The sequence below is a fragment of the Acidobacteriota bacterium genome (assembly GCA_009691245.1).
Lineage (GTDB): Bacteria > Acidobacteriota > Terriglobia > 2-12-FULL-54-10 > 2-12-FULL-54-10 > SHUM01.
In genome coordinates this window covers 1-18,581 of record SHUM01000064.1, presented here as the reverse complement: position 1 = coordinate 18,581, position 18,581 = coordinate 1, and the positions used below count along the sequence as shown (strand labels likewise).

Sequence of the window (18,581 nt, the reverse complement as noted above, 5' to 3'; positions counted from 1 at the left end):
GCGGCCGCGTGACGCAACTGTTCATGCGCCTGCGCTTCTAGCTTTGTTGCCTGGAATGTAATTAAGGAACCCCGGTCATGGCGACCGTGTTGCTGATTGTTCCGGCGGCTTTCAGCTGTGTAAATTTCCTGCATTTATCCCTGTTAGCAAGCGGAGAGCAGGTTCGCAGGTGACTCAATCCTCCGCCATAAAAATCGACTGCTCGTCTTCTGCAACTTAGCCGGGCTGGTTTTTTCGTCGAGTTGGCAACTTCTTGCGCTCCAGCAACTTACGCGGTTCGAATCCCACCCACCCAAGTTCGGCAGATCTTATTAGGCAATCCACCTTCCGGCGATACGGCGTGAGACGTTCTACCGCGGAGCCTAGCGATCAATTCCTAGTATGCGACGATTCTTTCAGAATGAACGTCCCATGCTTCCTCCAACGCCGTATCTTGGGAGTTTGCCGGCCAGCCGACCCCGTATGGTCCAAAAACTAAAATGTCGACCGCGGCGGTGCGAATCTCACTTCGGCGGCCAGCCTGATGGTTACCATTACAGTCTCCATCGCTGCTGCCATAAGAACAAATTGGGGTGTTGAGCGGAACGCGGCGCAGGAGTGCCTGTGAGCATACACGCCAAGACGGATATGGCGCGCAGCATGCTCGTTTGCTAGGCGGCGGTTCGATAGTAGTAGCTGAGCATGCCGCCAAGGCGCTGCCGCCATTGCACCGGGCCCGATGATTTGACGGTGTTGATCGGCGTGATCAACCGGTTCCCCAAGCCTTGATTATTTCGCTCCAAGTGATAGTGGGCCACGTATGCTGCGATCGATCTTCGCAACGCAGTTTCGCTGAAGAAAATAGTTCGCTCCAGGCACGATTCCTTGATGGTGCGGACGAATCGCTCGGTGTGGGCATTTAGGTTCGGCGAGCGTGGAGGTAGCTTCACGGATCCAATGCCGGTTCCCTCCAGCAGCCCAAGAAACTCTGCTGTAAACAGCGGGTCGCGATCATGAATCAAGAACCGCTTCCCCATTAGTATTCCATCGACCGAATCTGTGAGATTGCGGGTGATCTGGTTAATCCATAGACTGTTGACCAGCTTTGCGATGCCTCCGATTTTGACTCGGCGAGTGGAAAGATCGATAAAGAACAGCACCAGGAACCGCTGGAGTCCACGCGGCGTCCAGACTTCAATTGTGAAGAAATCGGCAGAGACAATCTGGTCCCAGTGCTGTGCTAAAAACTCTTTCCAGGTCGTCTTGCGCTTCCGCTCCGGAGCAGGCTCGATTCCATGACGATCTAAAATATTGGCAATGGTTCCATGCGCAACTTGGTGCCCTAGGTTTTGCAGTGCCCCCTGAATCCGCCGGTAACCCCAATCACGATTTTCCTGCGCCATGCGCACGACAAGGACCTCAATTTCCTTTCGAACGCCGGGGCGTCCTGGACTCCATTGTCCGCTGCCGTCGTACTTTGTCGCAATCAGCTCTCGATGCCATGCCAAACGGGTTTTCCGGCGTAACAATCGTCCCAATCTGCTACAACAAGTATCGTCTCACTGCTTTGGTTCTTGCTGCTAGTCGGCGATGTTGATCAGCGGTAAACCTCAGACGACAATGACCCAAGTGTTCTCGATGAACACTGTTTTCCTCCACCAGGTCATCAATCAGGTGTTGCTGATGCTGGTTCAACCAACCGGCAAACGCCAAGGAGAGAAACCGAAACGGATCAAAGATGCTCGACATCCGACGATTTTAGCATCCTGAGTTCGGGCCAGATGCCCGAGTCTATTGATATTTAGAATCAAGGAGATCGAGTTTTTGGACCATGCGGGGAGGACTGTAGTGGTAGCCATCAGGCTGGCCCCGAAGTGAAATCCGCATCACGGCAGACCACCTTCGAGTATTTGGACACTACGGGCATCCTCAAGAGATTAACGGATATCCAGCAGAAGTACAGATTGCAAGATTATCCATTTGCCAAAGCACCATGAAGAGAAGAGAATCGAACCACCAACAGAATCTGTGACGGAAGCACTGCCCCACGCTAGTTACTGGCCGAAGAGGTCGGCCAGTAGCGGCACGCGGCCGGGGATGCAATGTCCCACGGGGCCGGTGGAAGCGGTATTGCCGGCGCCCAGTTTTTTCAGCAGTTCCACGGTGGGGACGCGCGCACGCAGCTTCACGCGTAGGCCCAGTGGGCTGGTGCCGCCAGCCAGCGAAAGAGGCGTTTGGCCGCAGCCGTTCTGCACATCCAGTTTCGCGCCCTTCCCGGCCAGGAACTCGACGATCGAGGTTGCCCCGGTCCACGCGGCCGCATGGATGGGAGCCCAGCCGGTTTCGTTCGCGGCGTTCACATCCGCGCCCATGCCGACCAAAATCTTCACGGCCTCGAGCGCCATGGCCTCATCTGCCGGGGTGCGCTCCCGGTTGCGGCCCAAGCCCGCGGCGGCCAGCAGCGGCGTTACGCTGCCCTGAAATTCGGCGTCGTCTGAAAACTCTTTCCGCGCCATCTCCACCTCATTCACCTGCGTGCCCAGCAGCGGCTTGGCGCGATACTCGATCAGTGTACGCATGGTCTGCACGTCGGCATGCGCGGCGGCCAGCAGCAGCGGAGTTGCACCAGGCAGATTGATCTGCGGGCGCGTCTTGGTGCGCATGCGGTAGGGCGAATTCCTGATCTGCAGATTCGCGTCGGCTCCGCGAGCCAGCAGCGCCTTCACCAGCGCGGGCATGCTCGGCCCGGGCAGAATGGGCGACGCTTCGCGTTTGGTAGAGGACTGCAACAGCAGCTGGTTCACGTTGTTGGTCGAGTTGGCTTCGCCCGTCTGCTTCACGGCGATGCCGCCGGCGGCCAGCCCCGTGGGAGTCTCGCGGCGCTCGGCCAGTTCGTTTTCGACCACGCCGGGGATGGGATCATCGCCCATGCCGTAGAGGGACTTCAGGCCCGAGCGCAGTGCAAAGTGCAGCGCGGTGACGCCGCTTGAATCCGTGGCGTTCGGGTCGGCGCCTTTGTCGAGCAGCAGCATCGCCAGTTCGGGAAATCCGTTGGCGGCGGCGATCACCAGCGGCGGGCCGTCATCGTGCGACGTCTCATTCACCTGCGCGCCTTTGGCCAGCAGCAGCCGGGCGCTGTCAATATCACCTTGCTGCGCGGCAAACATCAGCGCGCTATGGCCGCCCTTCGAGCTGGCCTGCACCTCGCCACCATACGTCTCATAGATCGTCGGCGAGTGGTCCGGCACCATGTGGGACTTCAGTCGGATGTCGGCGCCGCGCTCGATCAGCAGGCGCGCCACATCCTTCTGCCCTTCGTAAATGGCCAGCATCAGCGCGGACTGCCCGCGGCGCTTGTCCACCGCATTGATCGCCGCCCCATGCGCCAGCAACGCCTCCACCGCCGGCAGCAGGCCGTGGGTGGCGCAGGTCATCAGTAGAGTCTCGCCGGACCACAGCGCCAGATTCGGATTGGCTCCTTTGTCGAGCAGCAGCCGCACCATCTCGGCGTTGCGGTTCGAGCAGGCCAGCGATAGCGCCGTAACCCCATACTCGTTGGCCCCATCGAGGTTGGCGCCGCCGGAGGCCAGCACCTTGGCCATCTCGTGATCATCATTGTAAACGGCCCACATCAGCGGCGTGCTGCCATCGGGCTGGGAGAAATTCACGCCGGACTTGGCCGCTACCAGTTGCTGCACGATGGCGACGTCGCCATTCTTCACGGCCTCGAGCAGCCTGCTGTCAGCCAGCGACAGAGCAGCCGCGCCGCGCAGCGCCGCAGGTGCGAAGCCCAGCAGCATCACGGACAGCACCACGGCCAGCATCACGTCGGTTAAGCGCAGCCACCGAGAGAAAACAGATCGCGTATTCAGCATCGGAGTCCGTCCTTCCATCTGCAAATCGTTCCCGCAGTCGCCTACTCTGCGACCGTGAGGTCCACCCGGCCGCTGCTATCGCCGAGTTTCTCGCCGGGGACGCCGGCGATCTCCAGCATGGAGACCAGCAGGTTGGTGAGGGGCATGCCATCGGGATAGCGCACGTAGCGGCCGCCGCGCAGCTTGCCATAGGCGCCGCCGGCCAGCAGCAGCGGCAGGTCGCGCTGCGTGTGCAGGTCGCCATCGCTCAGGCCCGAGCCGTACAGCACCAGCGAGTGATCGAGCAGCGTGCCGTCGCCATCCGGCGTGGCGCGCAGCCGGCCCAGATAGTAGGCGAACAGCTTGGCGTGATAGGTATCAATCTGTTCCTTCAGATTGATCTTCTGCACATCGCCGCGGTTGTGCGAAATGGCATGGTGCGGTTCGGACTGGCCGAGCTGCGAATAGACCAGGTCGCTCTTCTCGCGCGCCATCATGAAGGTGGAGATGTGGGTCATGCCGGACTGGAAAGCCAGCACCTGCAGGTCGAACATCAGCTTCACGTGGTCCTCATACTTCGCCGGGATACCGGTGGGCCGCTGCATGGCGGGCGCGCCGCGGTCGGGCCGCTCGCGGGCCAGATCAATGCGCCGCTCCACGTCGCGCACCGAATCGAGATACTCGTTCAGCTTGCTGCGGTCGGAGGGGCCCAGGTCGGAGTTGAGCCGCGAGACCTCGCGCGAGATGAGATCAAGGATGCTTTTCTGTTCGCTGATGCGGGCGCGGCGCGTGGCCGGGTCGGCACCGGCGCCATCGCCGAACAGGCGCTCGAAGACCACGCGGGGCTTGTGCTCCATGGGTAGCGGCTGGCTGGGCGTGCGCCAGGAGATGGTGTTGGTGTAGGCCGCGCTGTAACCGGAAGCCTCGCCCACCAACTCGGCAGGATTTTCGACGCCCAGCTCGAGCGACTCAATCGGCGTCGCCTTGCCCAGCTCGCGCGCGGCAAGCTGATCGGCCGAGACGCCGGCTTGCAGGTCATAGGCCGACTTCTTCGGGTCCACGCCGGTGAGCCACATGGCGCTGGCGCGCGGGTGGCCGCCAATCAGCGAAGGCCCGCCGTTCAATCCGCTGAGCACCAGATACTGATCGCGGAAGCCGTCGAGCGGCGACAGAATCGGGCTGGCCTGATACTTCGCGCCGCGCGTGGCCGGATTCCATTTGTCCATAATCATGCCGTTCGGCACGTAGACAAATGACATCCGCACGGGCGATTTACCGGCGGCGTCCAGCGCCTCGGGCGAGCTGGCAAAGGCCGGCACCATGCTGTCCAACAGGGGCAGGGCCACTCCGGCGCCCAGCCCCCGCAAGAACGTTCTTCGGGGCAGAATCTTCTTGAATATCATCATGACGCGCGCGACCTCCTCATTTGAAACGGCATACTTTCGACGATGCCCATGATCAGCGCCGACCAGCGGTAGTCGGCCGCCTGGGCATCCTTCAGAATGCGGCGCACCGCCGGGCCGTCATAGTAATCCAGCTCACGGCCGAGCGAATAGGCGAGCAATTTTCGGGTTACGGTCTGAACGAACTGTTCGGGATTCTTGAGCAGAATCTGCTGCAACTCGGCCGGACCCTGGAAGCCCGTGCCGTCCGGCAGCGTGCCGGTGGGATCAATGGGACCGCCGGAGTCGGAGGTACGCCACTTGCCCACGGCATCGAAATTTTCGAGCGCGAAACCAAGCGGATCCATCACGCGATGGCAGCTGGCGCAAGCAGGGTTGGCGCGATGCTGCTCCATCTGCTGGCGCATAGTGAGCACCTTGCCATCCTTATTCTTGTCCTTCAACGCGGGGACCGAGGGCGGCGCGTCGGGCGGCGGCGTGCCCAGGAAATTCTCCAGCACCCACTTGCCGCGCATCACCGGCGAAGTGCGGTTGGCCAGCGCCGTAACGGTGAGGATGCTGCCCTGGCCCAGCAGCCCGCGGCGGTTGAGGTCGGCCAGTGGAACCTTGCGGAAGCGACCGCCGTGGACGCCGGTGATGCCGTAATGGCGCGCCAGTCGCTCGTTGACGAAAGTGAAGTCGGAGCGCAGCAGGTCGAGGGCGGGACGGTCCTCGCGGATCATGTAATCGAGAAAGAGGTTGGTCTCCTGCTCGAAAGCAGCGCGAAGGTTCTCGTCGAAATCGCTAAAGATGTCCTGGTTGGGGCGAGCCGTCTTCACGTTGCGCAGGTAGAGCCATTGACCAGCAAAGTTTTCGACCAGCGCCCGGGAGCGCGGGTCCGCAATCATGCGCCGCACCTGTGCGCGGAGCTGTTCAGGATTGTGTAGCTTGCCGCTCTCCGCCACCTCGAGCAATGCTTCGTCCGGTATGCTGCTCCACAAGAAAAATGAGAGGCGCGAAGCCAGATCCAGATCGCTGATGCGGTAAGGCTGATTCGGGCCCAGACCCTCAGGGTCCTTTTGCACGCGGAACAGGAACTGCGGCATCACCAACATGCCCTGCACGGCCAACTCGATGCCGCGGTCGAACGCGCCGGGCAACCCGCCCTGGCGGCCCTGGCGGAACAGTTCCACAAGCGAATCCAGCGAAGCGGGAGCCGTATTTCCGCGGAAGGCGCGATGAGCCAGCTTGCCAAGAATTCGGCGGGCGCAATCTTCTTCCTCCGCCGGAGCTGCGCCGGTTGATGGCTGACACATGAAGATTCGCCCGCGGCTCGGCGTGTCGCCGGGGCCGGTAACCTGGAACGGCCCCGAGATGGTAACGCTGCCGAGGCCAGCGGTCACTGAGGCATTCGTCTCGTCACCTTCGCCCGTGGCCAAGGTGAGCAGGTTGGTGCGCGCGCGCGTCTGGAAGACGCCCTCACGCGCGCCACCCTCCTTGAGAAAAGCCACCTGCACCAACCGCGTGCCGGCGCGCGCCTGAACGCGCAGATCAAGTCCGGCATCGGCGGTGCGCTGATACTCCGACTCGACTGGGTCCGGCGGCGAGGAGTCGGCCGCGGCGGAGCCCTCGGCTTTGCCCTTGTGTTCTCCACCGAAGCTGAACAGCTTCAGCCGCTCGCCATCCAGACGCACGTCAATGAAGTGCGGCTCGGAGATGCCGCGCACATAGCCGCGGTCTGGGGTGCGCTGCAGGCGTAGCTTGATGCCGTATTCCCCATCCACAGGAAAGTGGTGCCGGATGGCCACCCCGCCGCGAGAGCCGAACGGCAACTGCTCGCTCATGCGGTCATCCTGAATCAGCAGCAGCGGCATGTCGTAGGTCTGCGTATCAGCCGAGACGTCTGTATTGCCCACGGCCAACTGGCTGATCCTGCGCGCGGAGTTAATGTATTTCTCCATCAGCACAGGCGAGATGGAGAGCAGGTCGCCGTTGTTATCAAATCCGCTGGAGTCATCGGCGGGCAGGAAGGCCTCCGCGTCAATCTCCAGCTCCAGCAGGTCGCGGATGGCGTTGGTGTACTCGGCTCGGTTCAGCCGGTGCGCGGCGGCTGTGCGGCCTGGATTGGGAGCCGCGGCGGCGGCGCGGTCCAGCTCGCTTTCTAGATAGTTGATGGCGGTGCGAGAGCTCTGGGCATCAGGTCGCGGCAGGCCCATCGGGGGCATTTGCCCCGCGCGCAACTTCAGAACCACCTTTTCCCAGATAGCAGGCGAGGAGGCGAGCTGCTCCACCGGAGCGCTTTCGAGCGAAAGCCCGGCTGTCATAAGGCGATCATTGTGGCAGCCCAGACAATACTGCTTGACCATCCCCTGCAACTGCGATGCCGATGCTGGGGTTGACTGAATGGAGGATTGCTGGCCCGCGGCGGTAATCGCCAGCGGGAAGCTGAGGAACACAGAGGCGGTGAACTGCCAAATCTGGCGCATCCGGAATCTCTTCCTGCGGACGCCGGGCTCTCCCGGCCGCCAGCGGCTGCGGACACGAGCTTCCTTGCCACCACATTGATACCGCAAGGAAGCTCGCCAAGTCAATCAATACCGGTTGCGGCAAAAGCACCTGCCGGGCTAAAACGACAGCTTCAGCGCAAACTGAATCTGCCGCGACGAGGTGCTGGTGGACCGGATCAAGCCTGCCGTGGGGCTGGGCACACCCGTGGCGTTCACGAAAATGAAGCGGTCCGGCACGCCGAAGTTCGCACGATTGAGGAGGTTGAAGAACTCGGAGCGGAACTCGATATTGCGCGACTCGCCGAGACGGAAATTTTTTATTAGCGAGAAATCGAACGTGGCCAAGCCCGGACTGATGACCGTGTTTTTGGCCAAGTTGCCGAAGTAGCCGGCAGGCTGCAACTCGAACGCGCTGCGGTCATACCACTGATTCGGATCGCCGATCTGCGGATTGTTGCTGAAGCCGGTCTTCAGGTTGGGCCGGTCATTGTTGTCCGCATAACCGGTGTTGCCCGAGCGGGAGCGGTTGAAGGTCAAGTTGATGTTCACCGGCGAGCCATCGGTCAGCGTTAGTAGCCCGTTCACCTGCCAGTCGCCCAGCACGGCCTTGGTCAGGCCAGTCGAGTTCTTGGCCAGCGGCAAATCGTAAATAAAGTTCGAGCGGAAGTAGTTGCGGATGTCGAAGCCGGAGAGCGCCTTCTCGCTGCCCTTGGGATTGATCTGATCTTGCGGAAAGTCGGTGGCGCTGGTCAGATTCGTGGTGCCGGAGTGGCCCGAGGCCGTGTCAATGGACTTGGCGTAACTGTAAGAAAACTGGAACTGCATGCCGCTGGAGAAGCGGCGGTTTACGCCAATGTCCAGCCCGTTGTACCAGGAATCGCGCGCCGGGTAGATGAACAAGTCCGTGAAATTGGGATTCGGGCGCGGCGCAATGGGATTGCCATTTGCGTCGCCGTCCCAGAACTTGCGTCCATCGGCTTCGATGCGAGTGGGAATCCGCTGGTTGACGTTAGTGATGCCTAAGAGCTTGATACCGCGATAGCCACGGTAGCCGGCCACCACGCTGGTGCCGCTGCCTACCTGTTGCTCCAGCGTGAAGTTGTACTGCAGTGCATAGGGCTGAGCGGTCTGATATTCGAGCGTGCCCAGCACAGAGCGCTCCGCGGCGGGCAGCGGCTGGCCCGGTGCCCAGGCCAGCGGAAGCTTGGCGCCGGTCAGCCGGTAGGTGATGTTAAAGGGCGGCACAAAGTTGACCGTGGCTCGGTAGTAGTAGGGTAGGATTTCGTCATAGAAGACGCCCACACCGGCGCGCACGCTGGTTTTGCCGTTGGCGAACGGATCCCAGGCCAGGCCCAGGCGCGGCGCAAAGTTTTTCTTGGAAGGATTCTGGAAGTAGGGATCGCCCACGGTGAAGTCGGCGTCGCGCAGCACATTGCGCAGATTGGATATCTTGCCGTTCACTTCGGTGGGCACGGTGATGAACTCGTAGCGCAGGCCCAAATTGAGCGTTAGGTTGTCGGTAAGCTTAAAGTCGTCCTGCACGTACAGGGCGGCCAGGTTCTGGCGCACGCCGCGCACGGGATCGGAGAAGATGGTGCCGAAAAACTGCTGCGGCTCATTGCGCAGGAAGTTATTGAGGTTGGCGAAGGCGAAGGCGCCGGTGTAGCGCACGCCGAAGAAGTCATTGAACTGGATGCGAGTGAACATGCCGCCGAACTTCATGTTGTGGCGGCCCAGAACATAAACGGCATTGTCGAAATACTGGAAGTTGTTGGTGATGTATTTCTGCGGGTTGGTGGCACCAACACCGATGGCCGAGAGTCCGGAAACGGCCAGCGAACCCATGCCGCGGCCGGGGAGAAATTCCAGTCGGGAGAGATCAAAGCCCTGCGCTCCGGGCGGGTTCGAGACGAACTCCTTGGCGCGATTGTAGGCGATCTGCGCGGTGTTGATCAGCCGTGCCGAGAGCACTTGATTGGTGGAAAGCGTGAACCACTGGTTGCGCGACTCGAGCGCCTCGCGGAACAGGCCCGTGTCGCTGGCGTTCAACTTGTCGGCATCGTCCAGAACGTAGCGACCGAAGAGCGAGTACTTCTCCGAGAGCCGGTGATCGGCGCGAAGCAGGAAATAATCCTCATTGGTGGGAATGGTCTGAGGAAGAACGTACTCGGCCGTTCCGTTGCCAAAATCCTGGCCATTGGGCAGCGGGAAGATGTTGATGAAGGGAACCACCCCGGGGTCCACTGGACCGAGCGCCCCGGCGCGCGCGGCTGCGGTGGGTACGCGGCCAAACAGCGTGCGGCCGAGCCGCTGGCGCAACCCCTCAAAGCTGCCAAACAGGAACGTGCGGTCCTGCTTGACTGGGCCGCCCACCACGAAGCCGTACTGGTTTTGCTTGAACGGCGGTGGATCGCTGCGGCGCGTGGGGTTGCGCGGATCGCGGTCAAAGAAGTCCCGGGCATCGATCGCGCTGTTGCGCAGATACTCGAACACCTTGCCGTGCAGCTGGTTGCTGCCGGCCTGCGTAACGGCGCTCACCACGCCGCCGGCGCGCGTGCCATACTCGGCGCCATAGGCGTTGGCCAGCACCTTGAACTCCGCCACGGTATCCACGCCGAGCAGTACGCCGGCAATGCTGCCTGGCACTACGGCGTTCTTGTCATTGATGTCGGAGCCGTCCAGCAGAAATGTGTTGCCAGTGGAGCGGCCACCGCTAATGGAAATTCGCTTGCCCTGCCCACTCACCGAGCCCGTGGCGCCCGCGGTGATGTAACGCACGCCCGGCTCGAGCGTCAGCAGGTCCGTGAAGCTGCGGCCATTGAGCGGTAGGCTCTGCACCTGCTCGGCCTCCACCAGCCCGGAGACCTCGGAGTTGGTGGTATTCACCGTGGGCAGCTCGCCGGTTACCTCCACCTGCTGCTGCACCTCGCCAATCTGCATCTCCACATCGACGCGGGATTCGCCGCCAATTTCGACGTGAACGGCCTTGCGCGTGGAGGTCTGAAACCCGGTGAGCGAGGCCTGCACGTCATAGTCGCCGGGGCGCAAGTTAGGAATGATGTAGCGGCCCTGATTATCCGTGGCGGCGGTGCGGACTTCACCCGTGCTCTGGCTGGCGACCTTCACGGCCACGCCCGGCGTAACGGCTCCGGAAGCATCGCGAGTGGTCCCTGATATCGCTCCCACGGGAAGCTGCGCGTAGCCCAGCGGGCCAGCCAGCAGAATCGCAAGGACAAGAAACAAAGATTTCCGGTTCGTCATAACGCCTCCAAGTGCGGTCAGCTTGGTCGATTAATGCGCGGGGGTCGGTCTCTTTCTGAACAGAAACAACGTGGCCGGACCGGCAGAGGGGCCGCGGCCGGGCAGACTACTTCTTCGCGGCTTCCTCGTCGGCAAGCTGCTTCAAATAAGCTTTCTCGTATTCATCCACAAACCTCTGCAAGCCTTTCGGGTCGATAAATGGATTGGGCTTCTCGCCGGCCTCCAGCCGCTTCAGCTTGTCCAGCCGCTGATGCGTAGTGGTGCGCAGCGTGAGGAACACATCCACGGGCAGTTTGCGAGCGTAAGCGAAGGACTTGCGGTAGTCATCGGCGATCTGCGGGTACTTGGCGTTGTTCAGCAAAGGAGCGCGCTCACCGGCCACGGCCATCTCGCAGGGGATCACCACATTCAGCGTGCGGCCCTCGTCTTGCACCGTGGTGGTCCAGGTGGTGCAGCCGCGCGTGTGGCCCGGAGTGATGTGCGCCACCAAGGTGATGGGACCGACTTGAATCTTCTCGCCGTTCTTGATGCCCTTGTCCACCTTCACCGGCTTGAAATATTCCGTGCCGCCGCGGTAGTCGGAGTGCCCGCCGGTGGCCAGGATGTCGATATCCGGCTCGCCGATCACCAGCTTGGCGCCGGTGAGTTCGCGAAAGGCCGAGAAGCCGCCGACGTGGTCGGCGTGGGAGTGGCTGCCCAGAATGTACTTGATGTCCTTGAGTTTGAAGCCCAGCTCTTCAATGTTCTGGCGAATCCAGTGTCCGTATTCTTCCGCGCCGGTGTCGATCATAATGTGCCCCTGCGGCGAGGTCAGAAGGAGTGAGCCGTGGTCGGACAGGCCGATCCAGTAAATGTTGCCGATGATGCGGTAGGGCTTGATCTTCTCGTTGGTGCAGGTGGTTCCACAGGTGGGAATCTGTGCGTGGACCGGAACTGCCAGGCCAACCGCCAGAGCCACACTAGCGCACAATGCCAATAGAAAGCCGAATGCATTCCGGCCCTTGTATTTCTTCATCACGGAATCCCCGTTTTACGCGCAGGCATCTCAGGAGCAGGCTGCGACGCCTGTCATAACTGTCAGCTTGACCCAGTTCTAAAAGCGAGAGCAGGATATGCCCTGAGGCCAGAAAGGTCAATAGGAAAGTGCGGCGGTCTGCCGATTACTATTCCCCGCAACTGTCATAGGTAAGAATCTGTCAGCACGGACAACTAGCCATTTCCAAACTTGCCGAGAGCCTGCGAACACGGTCTAAAACTCTGATTGACAAGCCGGTTGTGCTGAGGCAAGATTCAACTGGGTATCCTTCCATGGGCAGCCTGACTCGCAGCCTGGGCGTCCGCTGCGCGATCCGATCCGATAGGGTTGTATAGCTTATGAAGAGCATCTTGCGGCTCGGAGCCATTCTGCAGATTTTCGCGCTCGGCAGCCTTGCGCTCGCCCAGAGCGCCACCGCTCCCACCAAGGGAGCCGGCACGGACGACTATCGCCCGGTGCTGGAACGCTACTGCATTACCTGCCACAATCAGCGGCTGAATACCGCCGGGCTCAGCCTGGATCAGGCCGACCCACGCAAGGTTGGCGAGGCCGCGCCGGTCTGGGAGAAAGTGCTGCGCAAACTCCGCACCGGGCAGATGCCGCCGGCAGGAGCCCCACGGCCCGATCCAGCGACCTATCAGGGCATGGCCGGCTATCTTGAGCGCGAGTTGGATCAGGCAGCTGCGAGCCAACCCAATCCCGGCCGCGTCGCGGCCTTCCATCGCCTGAATCGCGCCGAGTATGGGAACGTAATCCGCGATGTCCTGGCCGTAGACGTGGACACGGAAAGCCTGCTGCCGTTGGATGACTCCGGCTACGGCTTTGACACCGTGGCAGAAATGCTGACGGTATCACCGCTACTGATTGAGCGGTATCTAGCGGCGTCCGAAGAGATCAGCCGCCTGGCCGTGGGCGACCCGGCGGCCAAGCCGGTGCTCAAGAGTTACAAAGTCCCGCTGCGTCTGATTCAGGATGAGCGTGTCAGCGAGGAGTTGCCGTTTGGCTCGCGCGGCGGCACCGTAGTGCGACACAACTTCCCGCTAAGCGGGGAGTACACCATCCGCCTGCGCCTGCAACGCAACAATATTGATTACATCCGTGGCCTGGCTGAACCGAACTTCATTGACGTGCTCGTGGATGGCGCAAGGGTGAAGCTGTTCCGCGTGGGCGGCGAGGATCACGGGAACTCCGGCCCGCTGTTCACTTTTACCAGCCCGGACTCACGTGGCGATCCCGAACGGGAGGCCTATGAGACGCTGGCAGACTCCGACCTGGAAGTGCGGGTTAAAGTCACCGGAGGCGTCCACAAGGTCGGCGTATCCTTCCTGAAGGACAACTCAGTCAAAGAAGGTGTGAGGACACCGCGACTGGTGCTGTCGGAACTGGAATCCTACAAAGGCGGCATCCCGGCGCTCGACAGCGTTACCATCGGCGGGCCCTACAATCCTGTTGGCATGGTCGAGGGACCCAGCCGGAAGAAAGTATTCGTTTGCAACCCAGCCCCACAGGCGACAGCGGACGGAACACAAACGGCTTGCGCGGAGCGAATCATCCGCAATCTGGCGCAGCAGCTGTTCCGGCGGCCCATCACGGCGCAGGACGTGAAGCAAATTCTGCCCTTCTACACGCTGGCTCGCGCGGACGGAACCTTCGATGACGGCATCCGCGCTGCTCTGAAGCGCCTGCTCACCAGCCCGGAATTTCTTTTCCGCATCGAACGCGACCCGCCGCGGCAGGCGCCGGGCGGAAGCTATCAAGTCAGCGAATTGGAACTGGCCTCGCGGCTATCCTTCTTCTTGTGGAGCAGCGCGCCGGATGCCGAGTTGCTGGCGCTGGCGGAGAAGGGCCGCCTGCGCGCGGCGGGCATGCTTAAGCAGCAGTTTAACCGTATGCTGTCAGACAGTCGCGCCGCTGCTCTGGCCAACAACTTCGCCGGGCAGTGGCTCTATTTGCGCAATCTGGCTTCGGTGGCTCCCGACCCGAACATCTATCCAGACTTCGACGAAAACCTTACGCGCGCTTTCCGACAGGAAACTCTCTTGCTCGTGAAGGATATGTTGCAGGCCGACCGGCCCATCACGGATTTGCTCCGCGCCGATTACACCTTCTTGAACGAGCGGCTGGCGCGACACTACGAGGTCGCCGGCGTGCAAGGTTCGCAGTTCCGCAAAGTCCTGCTGACCGACTCGAATCGCCGAGGCCTGCTTGGCCATGGCAGCATCCTGACCGTAACCTCCTACGCCAACCGCACCGCACCCACCATTCGCGGCAAGTGGATACTTGAGAACCTGCTCGGCACACCGCCACCACCGCCCCCGCCCAACGTCCCCGCGCTGAAGGACGATGGCGGAGCGAAGAGCCAGCTCACCATGCGGCAACGCATGGAAGAGCACCGCGGTAATCCGGTCTGCGCCAGCTGCCACGCCAAGATGGATCCGCTCGGGTTCGCGCTCGAAAACTTCGATGGCATCGGCCAGTGGCGGTCGCGCGAGGGTGCAACCGCCATTGATTCCTCCGGCACGCTGATTGACGGACGCAAGTTTTCAGGACCGCGCGAGTTGCAGGATATGCTTCTGGCCAACCCGGAGCAGTTCGTCCAGACAGTAACAGAGAAGCTGCTCATCTATGCACTGGGCCGCAGACTCGAGTATTACGACGCACCCGTTGTGCGTCGCATTGTGCGCAACGCCGCCAGCGACTACCGCTGGTCGGCCGTGCTGTACGGCGTTGTGGAAAGCGCGCCCTTCCAGATGCGCCGCACCGCCGGCGCCGAGAAACTGGCGCTACAAAAGATTGAGCAGACAGGCATGAAGGAGAGTAAGCCATGATGATCTTCAAGAAAGCACTGCCACGCCGCACGTTCCTGAAGACTGCGGGCGCCACGGTGGCGCTGCCCATGCTGGGTAGCATGATGCCGGCCCTTGCCCGGCCTGCCGACGCTACGCGAGCCACCCGGCTGTCATTCGTTTACATGCCCAACGGCAGCATCATGTCGCAGTGGACTCCGAAGGGCGAGGGGCGGGCCTACGAGCTGTCGCCGATCCTGAAGCCACTGGCGCCTTTGAAGGATCGCCTGCTAGTCATCAGCGGCCTGCACAACCGCCCAGCCGAGCCGCTGCCCGGCGAGAGTGCAGGCGGCCATGCGCGCCCGGCGGCATCCTATTTGACAGGAATTCATCTTGGCAAAACCGGTGAGCTCGGCGTTTCCGCTGACCAGATTGCCGCTCGCGAATTGGGCAAAGCCACCCAACTTGCTTCGCTCGAGCTTTCGCTCGACCAGCGCGCCATGGTGGGAAGCAATGACAATGCCGACAGCGACGCGTATCTGAACTCTCTCTCCTGGCGTAGCGGCAAAACTCCGCAGCCCGTGGAAACCAATCCCCGCGCGGTCTTCGAGCGGCTGTTCGGCCAGTCCGAGTCCACCAGCGCGGCCGATCGCAAGAGGCTGATCCAACAGAACCGCAGCATTCTGGATGCCATGACCGGCGACATCAAGCGCCTGATGAACCAGGTGAGCACCTCAGACCAGTCCCAGGTGGAAGAGTATCTGGACAGCGTGCGTGAGGTGGAGCGCGGCATCGCCAGAGCTGAACAGACCACCGCGCGTGAGTTGCCCGTGGTCCAACGCCCCGCCGGCATCCCGGAAAGATACGACGATTACGCGCGGCTAATGTTTGACCTTCAGGTGCTGGCCTTCCGTACCGACATGACCCGCGTCACCACCTTCATGCTGGGCATTGAGAAGAGCGACCGCATCTATCGCGAGATCGGCGTCGATGAGGCGCACCACGCGCTGTCGCACCACAACGGCAACACCGACATGATTTCGAAAATGGTCCGCATCGGCACGTTCCACTCCGAGATGTTCCAATATTATCTCGACAAGCTGCAGGCGACGCCCGATGGCGACGGCTCATTGCTCGATCACTCACTGGTCGTCTACGGCAGCTCGATGGGCGATGGCAGCATGCACTCGCCAAAGAATCTTCCTGCGCTGCTTGCCGGCGGAGGATACGGACAGGTCAAGGGCGGCCGGCACCTGGTTTTTCCCATGGATACGCCGCATACCAACTTCCTGCTCACCGTGCTGAACCTGGCCGGTGTGTCTCAGGAAAAATTCGGCGACAGCAGCAATAAACTCGATCTGCTTTCTCTTGCCTAGAGGTCTGCATCTATGCGTGAGCGAATTTTGAATATTTTGCCTCGACGCTTGGCGGCCCTGGCACTGGCTTTCGCTTTGGCCAACTCCGCCGCATCCGCCGGTCCGGACTTGCGCCTTGTGGATGCACTGCAAAAGCAGGATCGCGCTACCGCGCTTAATCTGTTGCGACAGGGAGTCGACGTGAATGCGACGCAGGCGGATGGTTCGACTGCTCTGGCCTGGGCCGCACATTGGGACGATGCCGAGATTACCGATCAACTAATCGCTAAAGGCGCCAAGCTCGATGCGGCCAACGAGAATGGCGTTACCGCTCTGGCACTTGCTTGCTCAAACGGCAGCGAACCGATGGCCCAGCGACTCCTGCAGGCCGGCGCAAGTCCCAATGCAAAACTCTGGAGTGGCGAGACTCCGCTGATGATCTGCGCGCGCAGCGGACTGCTGAAGCCCGTTCAGACCATGCTATCGCGCGGCGGCAACGCGAATCATCGCGAAGAGCGGCGCGGCCAGACGGCGCTAATGTGGGCGGTCGCGGCAGGGCACGCTGAGGTGGCTGCGGCGCTAGTGGCAGCCGGCGCGGAAGTGAATACCGCCTCGCACGCCATTGCCGGCGCTCCGCCGCTAAAGCACAAGACTTACTACTGGGACGTTTCGGTGGCCATTGATGACACCGGCGCCGACAGCACCAACCGCCCCAATGTTTCCGGCACGCACCCGGACCCCTACAGCTCAAAAGGCGGATTCACCCCGCTGATGTTTGCCGCCCAGCAGGGTAACCTGCGCACCTCGGAGCTGCTGGTGAAGGCCGGTGCGGATGTGAACGCCTCCGCGCCCGACGGCACTCCGCTCATCATCGCCACCGCTAGTGGACATGACGAAGTAGCCCGCTTCCTGATTGAGCATGGCGCCCGCCCCAATGAGGTCGATAGCTACGGGGTCTCCGCGCTGCACTACGCCATCTGGGAAGGATTCCTCAGCATTGGCGACGGTCGCCCACTGCCTACCGATGTCACCTGGTTTCGTCCCAATCTTCCGGGCGTGGTCCAAGCCTTGCTGGCTCATGGCGCCGACTCCAATATTCGCGTTACCACTGGCTTTCCGCCCTATGATTTCCCACAACTGCGGCGCATCGGAAACTTCCAGATTCCTCAGTTGAACCACGCCGGAATCACCCCGTTTCTGCTGGCCTCCGCTTCCGCCGATGTGTCCATCATGCGCATGTTGCTGGCTGCCGGAGCAGATCCGAAACTGACCACCGCGGAGCGCGCCACTCCATTGATGGTGGCCGCCGGCCTGGGCCGAGTGTCCGATCGCGGCGCGAAGAAGTCCGCCGAAGCGCTGGACGCCGTAAAGCTGCTGCTGGAGTTGGGTTCGGACGTGAACGCGCGGGAGAGTGGCGGGCGCACCGCGCTGCAGGGAGCCGCATACTGCGGCGAAGATGAGATCATTCGTCTTCTTGCCGCTCGCGGCGCCGACGTCAACGCCATGGACAACTACGGACGCACCGCCCTGCTGATCGCTGCTGGCGATCCCAAGCGCTTGATCGGGATTTTTAACAAGCGCTGGATTCAAGTTCCGCGTCCTCACGCCAGCACGGCAGAGCTGTTGCTGAAGCTGGGTGCAACGCCGGTGGACAAGCTGAAGATTGAGCGGCGCACTCAGGCCGCTGCGGGGTGGAGTTCCGCGGATCAGTCTGCCACAAAGTAGCGGACTGGTTGGTCAGGTTTTTCGGGGCATGGGTCAGGTAAGCAAAGATGGCAGGCGATGGCCGGTTCGAGGATCCTCTTATTTTTTAAATCCGTTTTCAGGCAGCGCAGGAGCGAGTGTGTCTGCAAGAGACTTACACGTTAGAACAGCCGGGGAGGGCGCATGAACAAAGCTCGTACAAACATCAGATTGTTGTGGTTGACCATAGGCACATTGCTAATTGCTCTTACAGGAATCTCCGGCAGAAACGCTTACGGCCAGCTGCCGACGGGAACCATCATGGGAGTGGTTCGCGATAGCTCGGACGCACTGATTCCCGGGGCCAACGTTGTGGCGAGAAACACGGACACGGGACAGACCCGCACCACCGTTACCGGCGTGCAGGGCTCGTACCGTTTGCCGGCGCTGCCGGTGGGTCAGTATGAAGTTCGCGTGGAGCACTCCGGGTTTCAATCAGCGTTGCAAAGTGGACTGACGCTGACTGTATCTCTGGAGGCAGTGCTGAACTTCACGCTGCAAGTGGGTCGCGTGGAGGAAACGGTTTCCGTAACGGCAGAGGCGCCTCTGGTTAACACCACCTCGGGTTCGCTCGGTGGACTGGTAAGCGAAGAACGGGTTGCTGAACTGCCGCTCGAGGGGCGCAGCTTCATGGGCCTCACGCTGCTGCAGCCCGGCATCACCCAGCACCGCAACGCC

The 18,581-nt window shown here is 61.5% G+C and carries 10 protein-coding genes; 4 read left to right on the top strand and 6 right to left on the bottom strand.

Annotation, left to right across the window (positions count from 1 at the left end; all coding sequences use genetic code 11):
• Positions 1-650: 650 nt before the first annotated feature.
• From EXQ56_13110 to bla, 6 genes are all read right to left on the bottom strand, one after another.
• Positions 651-1,487: a hypothetical protein gene (locus EXQ56_13110; protein MSO21370.1), complete on the bottom strand. Its 837-nt coding sequence runs from the start codon at positions 1,485-1,487 to the stop codon at positions 651-653.
• 546 nt (positions 1,488-2,033) lie between these two features.
• Positions 2,034-3,872, bottom strand: coding sequence for a hypothetical protein (locus EXQ56_13105; protein MSO21369.1), 1,839 nt, complete (start codon positions 3,870-3,872; stop codon positions 2,034-2,036).
• 23 nt (positions 3,873-3,895) lie between these two features.
• A complete protein-coding gene (locus EXQ56_13100) occupies positions 3,896-5,239 on the bottom strand; it encodes a DUF1552 domain-containing protein (protein MSO21368.1) in 1,344 nt (447 codons plus the stop codon).
• A complete protein-coding gene (locus EXQ56_13095) occupies positions 5,236-7,701 on the bottom strand; it encodes a DUF1592 domain-containing protein (GenBank protein ID MSO21367.1) in 2,466 nt (821 codons plus the stop codon). The genes EXQ56_13100 and EXQ56_13095 overlap by 4 nt, the downstream gene beginning before the upstream one ends.
• Before the next feature lie 138 nt (positions 7,702-7,839).
• The gene (locus EXQ56_13090) at positions 7,840-10,983 is read right to left on the bottom strand and encodes a hypothetical protein (GenBank protein ID MSO21366.1); all 3,144 of its coding nucleotides are present in this window, start codon (positions 10,981-10,983) and stop codon (positions 7,840-7,842) included.
• A gap of 106 nt (positions 10,984-11,089) precedes the next feature.
• Positions 11,090-11,998 (bottom strand): subclass B3 metallo-beta-lactamase, encoded by a 909-nt coding sequence (gene bla / locus EXQ56_13085; protein ID MSO21365.1) that lies wholly within the window; start codon positions 11,996-11,998, stop codon positions 11,090-11,092.
• A gap of 359 nt (positions 11,999-12,357) precedes the next feature.
• Here bla and EXQ56_13080 point away from each other — a divergent pair, with 359 nt between their 5' ends.
• The 4 genes from EXQ56_13080 to EXQ56_13065 form a co-directional block, all read left to right on the top strand.
• Positions 12,358-14,847 (top strand): DUF1592 domain-containing protein, encoded by a 2,490-nt coding sequence (locus tag EXQ56_13080; protein ID MSO21364.1) that lies wholly within the window; start codon positions 12,358-12,360, stop codon positions 14,845-14,847.
• Positions 14,844-16,181, top strand: coding sequence for a DUF1552 domain-containing protein (locus EXQ56_13075; GenBank protein MSO21363.1), 1,338 nt, complete (start codon positions 14,844-14,846; stop codon positions 16,179-16,181). Before EXQ56_13080 ends, EXQ56_13075 begins: the two co-directional genes overlap by 4 nt.
• Positions 16,182-16,193: 12 nt before the next feature.
• The gene (locus EXQ56_13070) at positions 16,194-17,885 is read left to right on the top strand and encodes an ankyrin repeat domain-containing protein (GenBank protein MSO21362.1); all 1,692 of its coding nucleotides are present in this window, start codon (positions 16,194-16,196) and stop codon (positions 17,883-17,885) included.
• Between the two features lie 162 nt (positions 17,886-18,047).
• On the top strand, positions 18,048-18,581 hold a 534-nt coding region (locus EXQ56_13065; protein ID MSO21361.1), incomplete at its 3' end, for a carboxypeptidase regulatory-like domain-containing protein.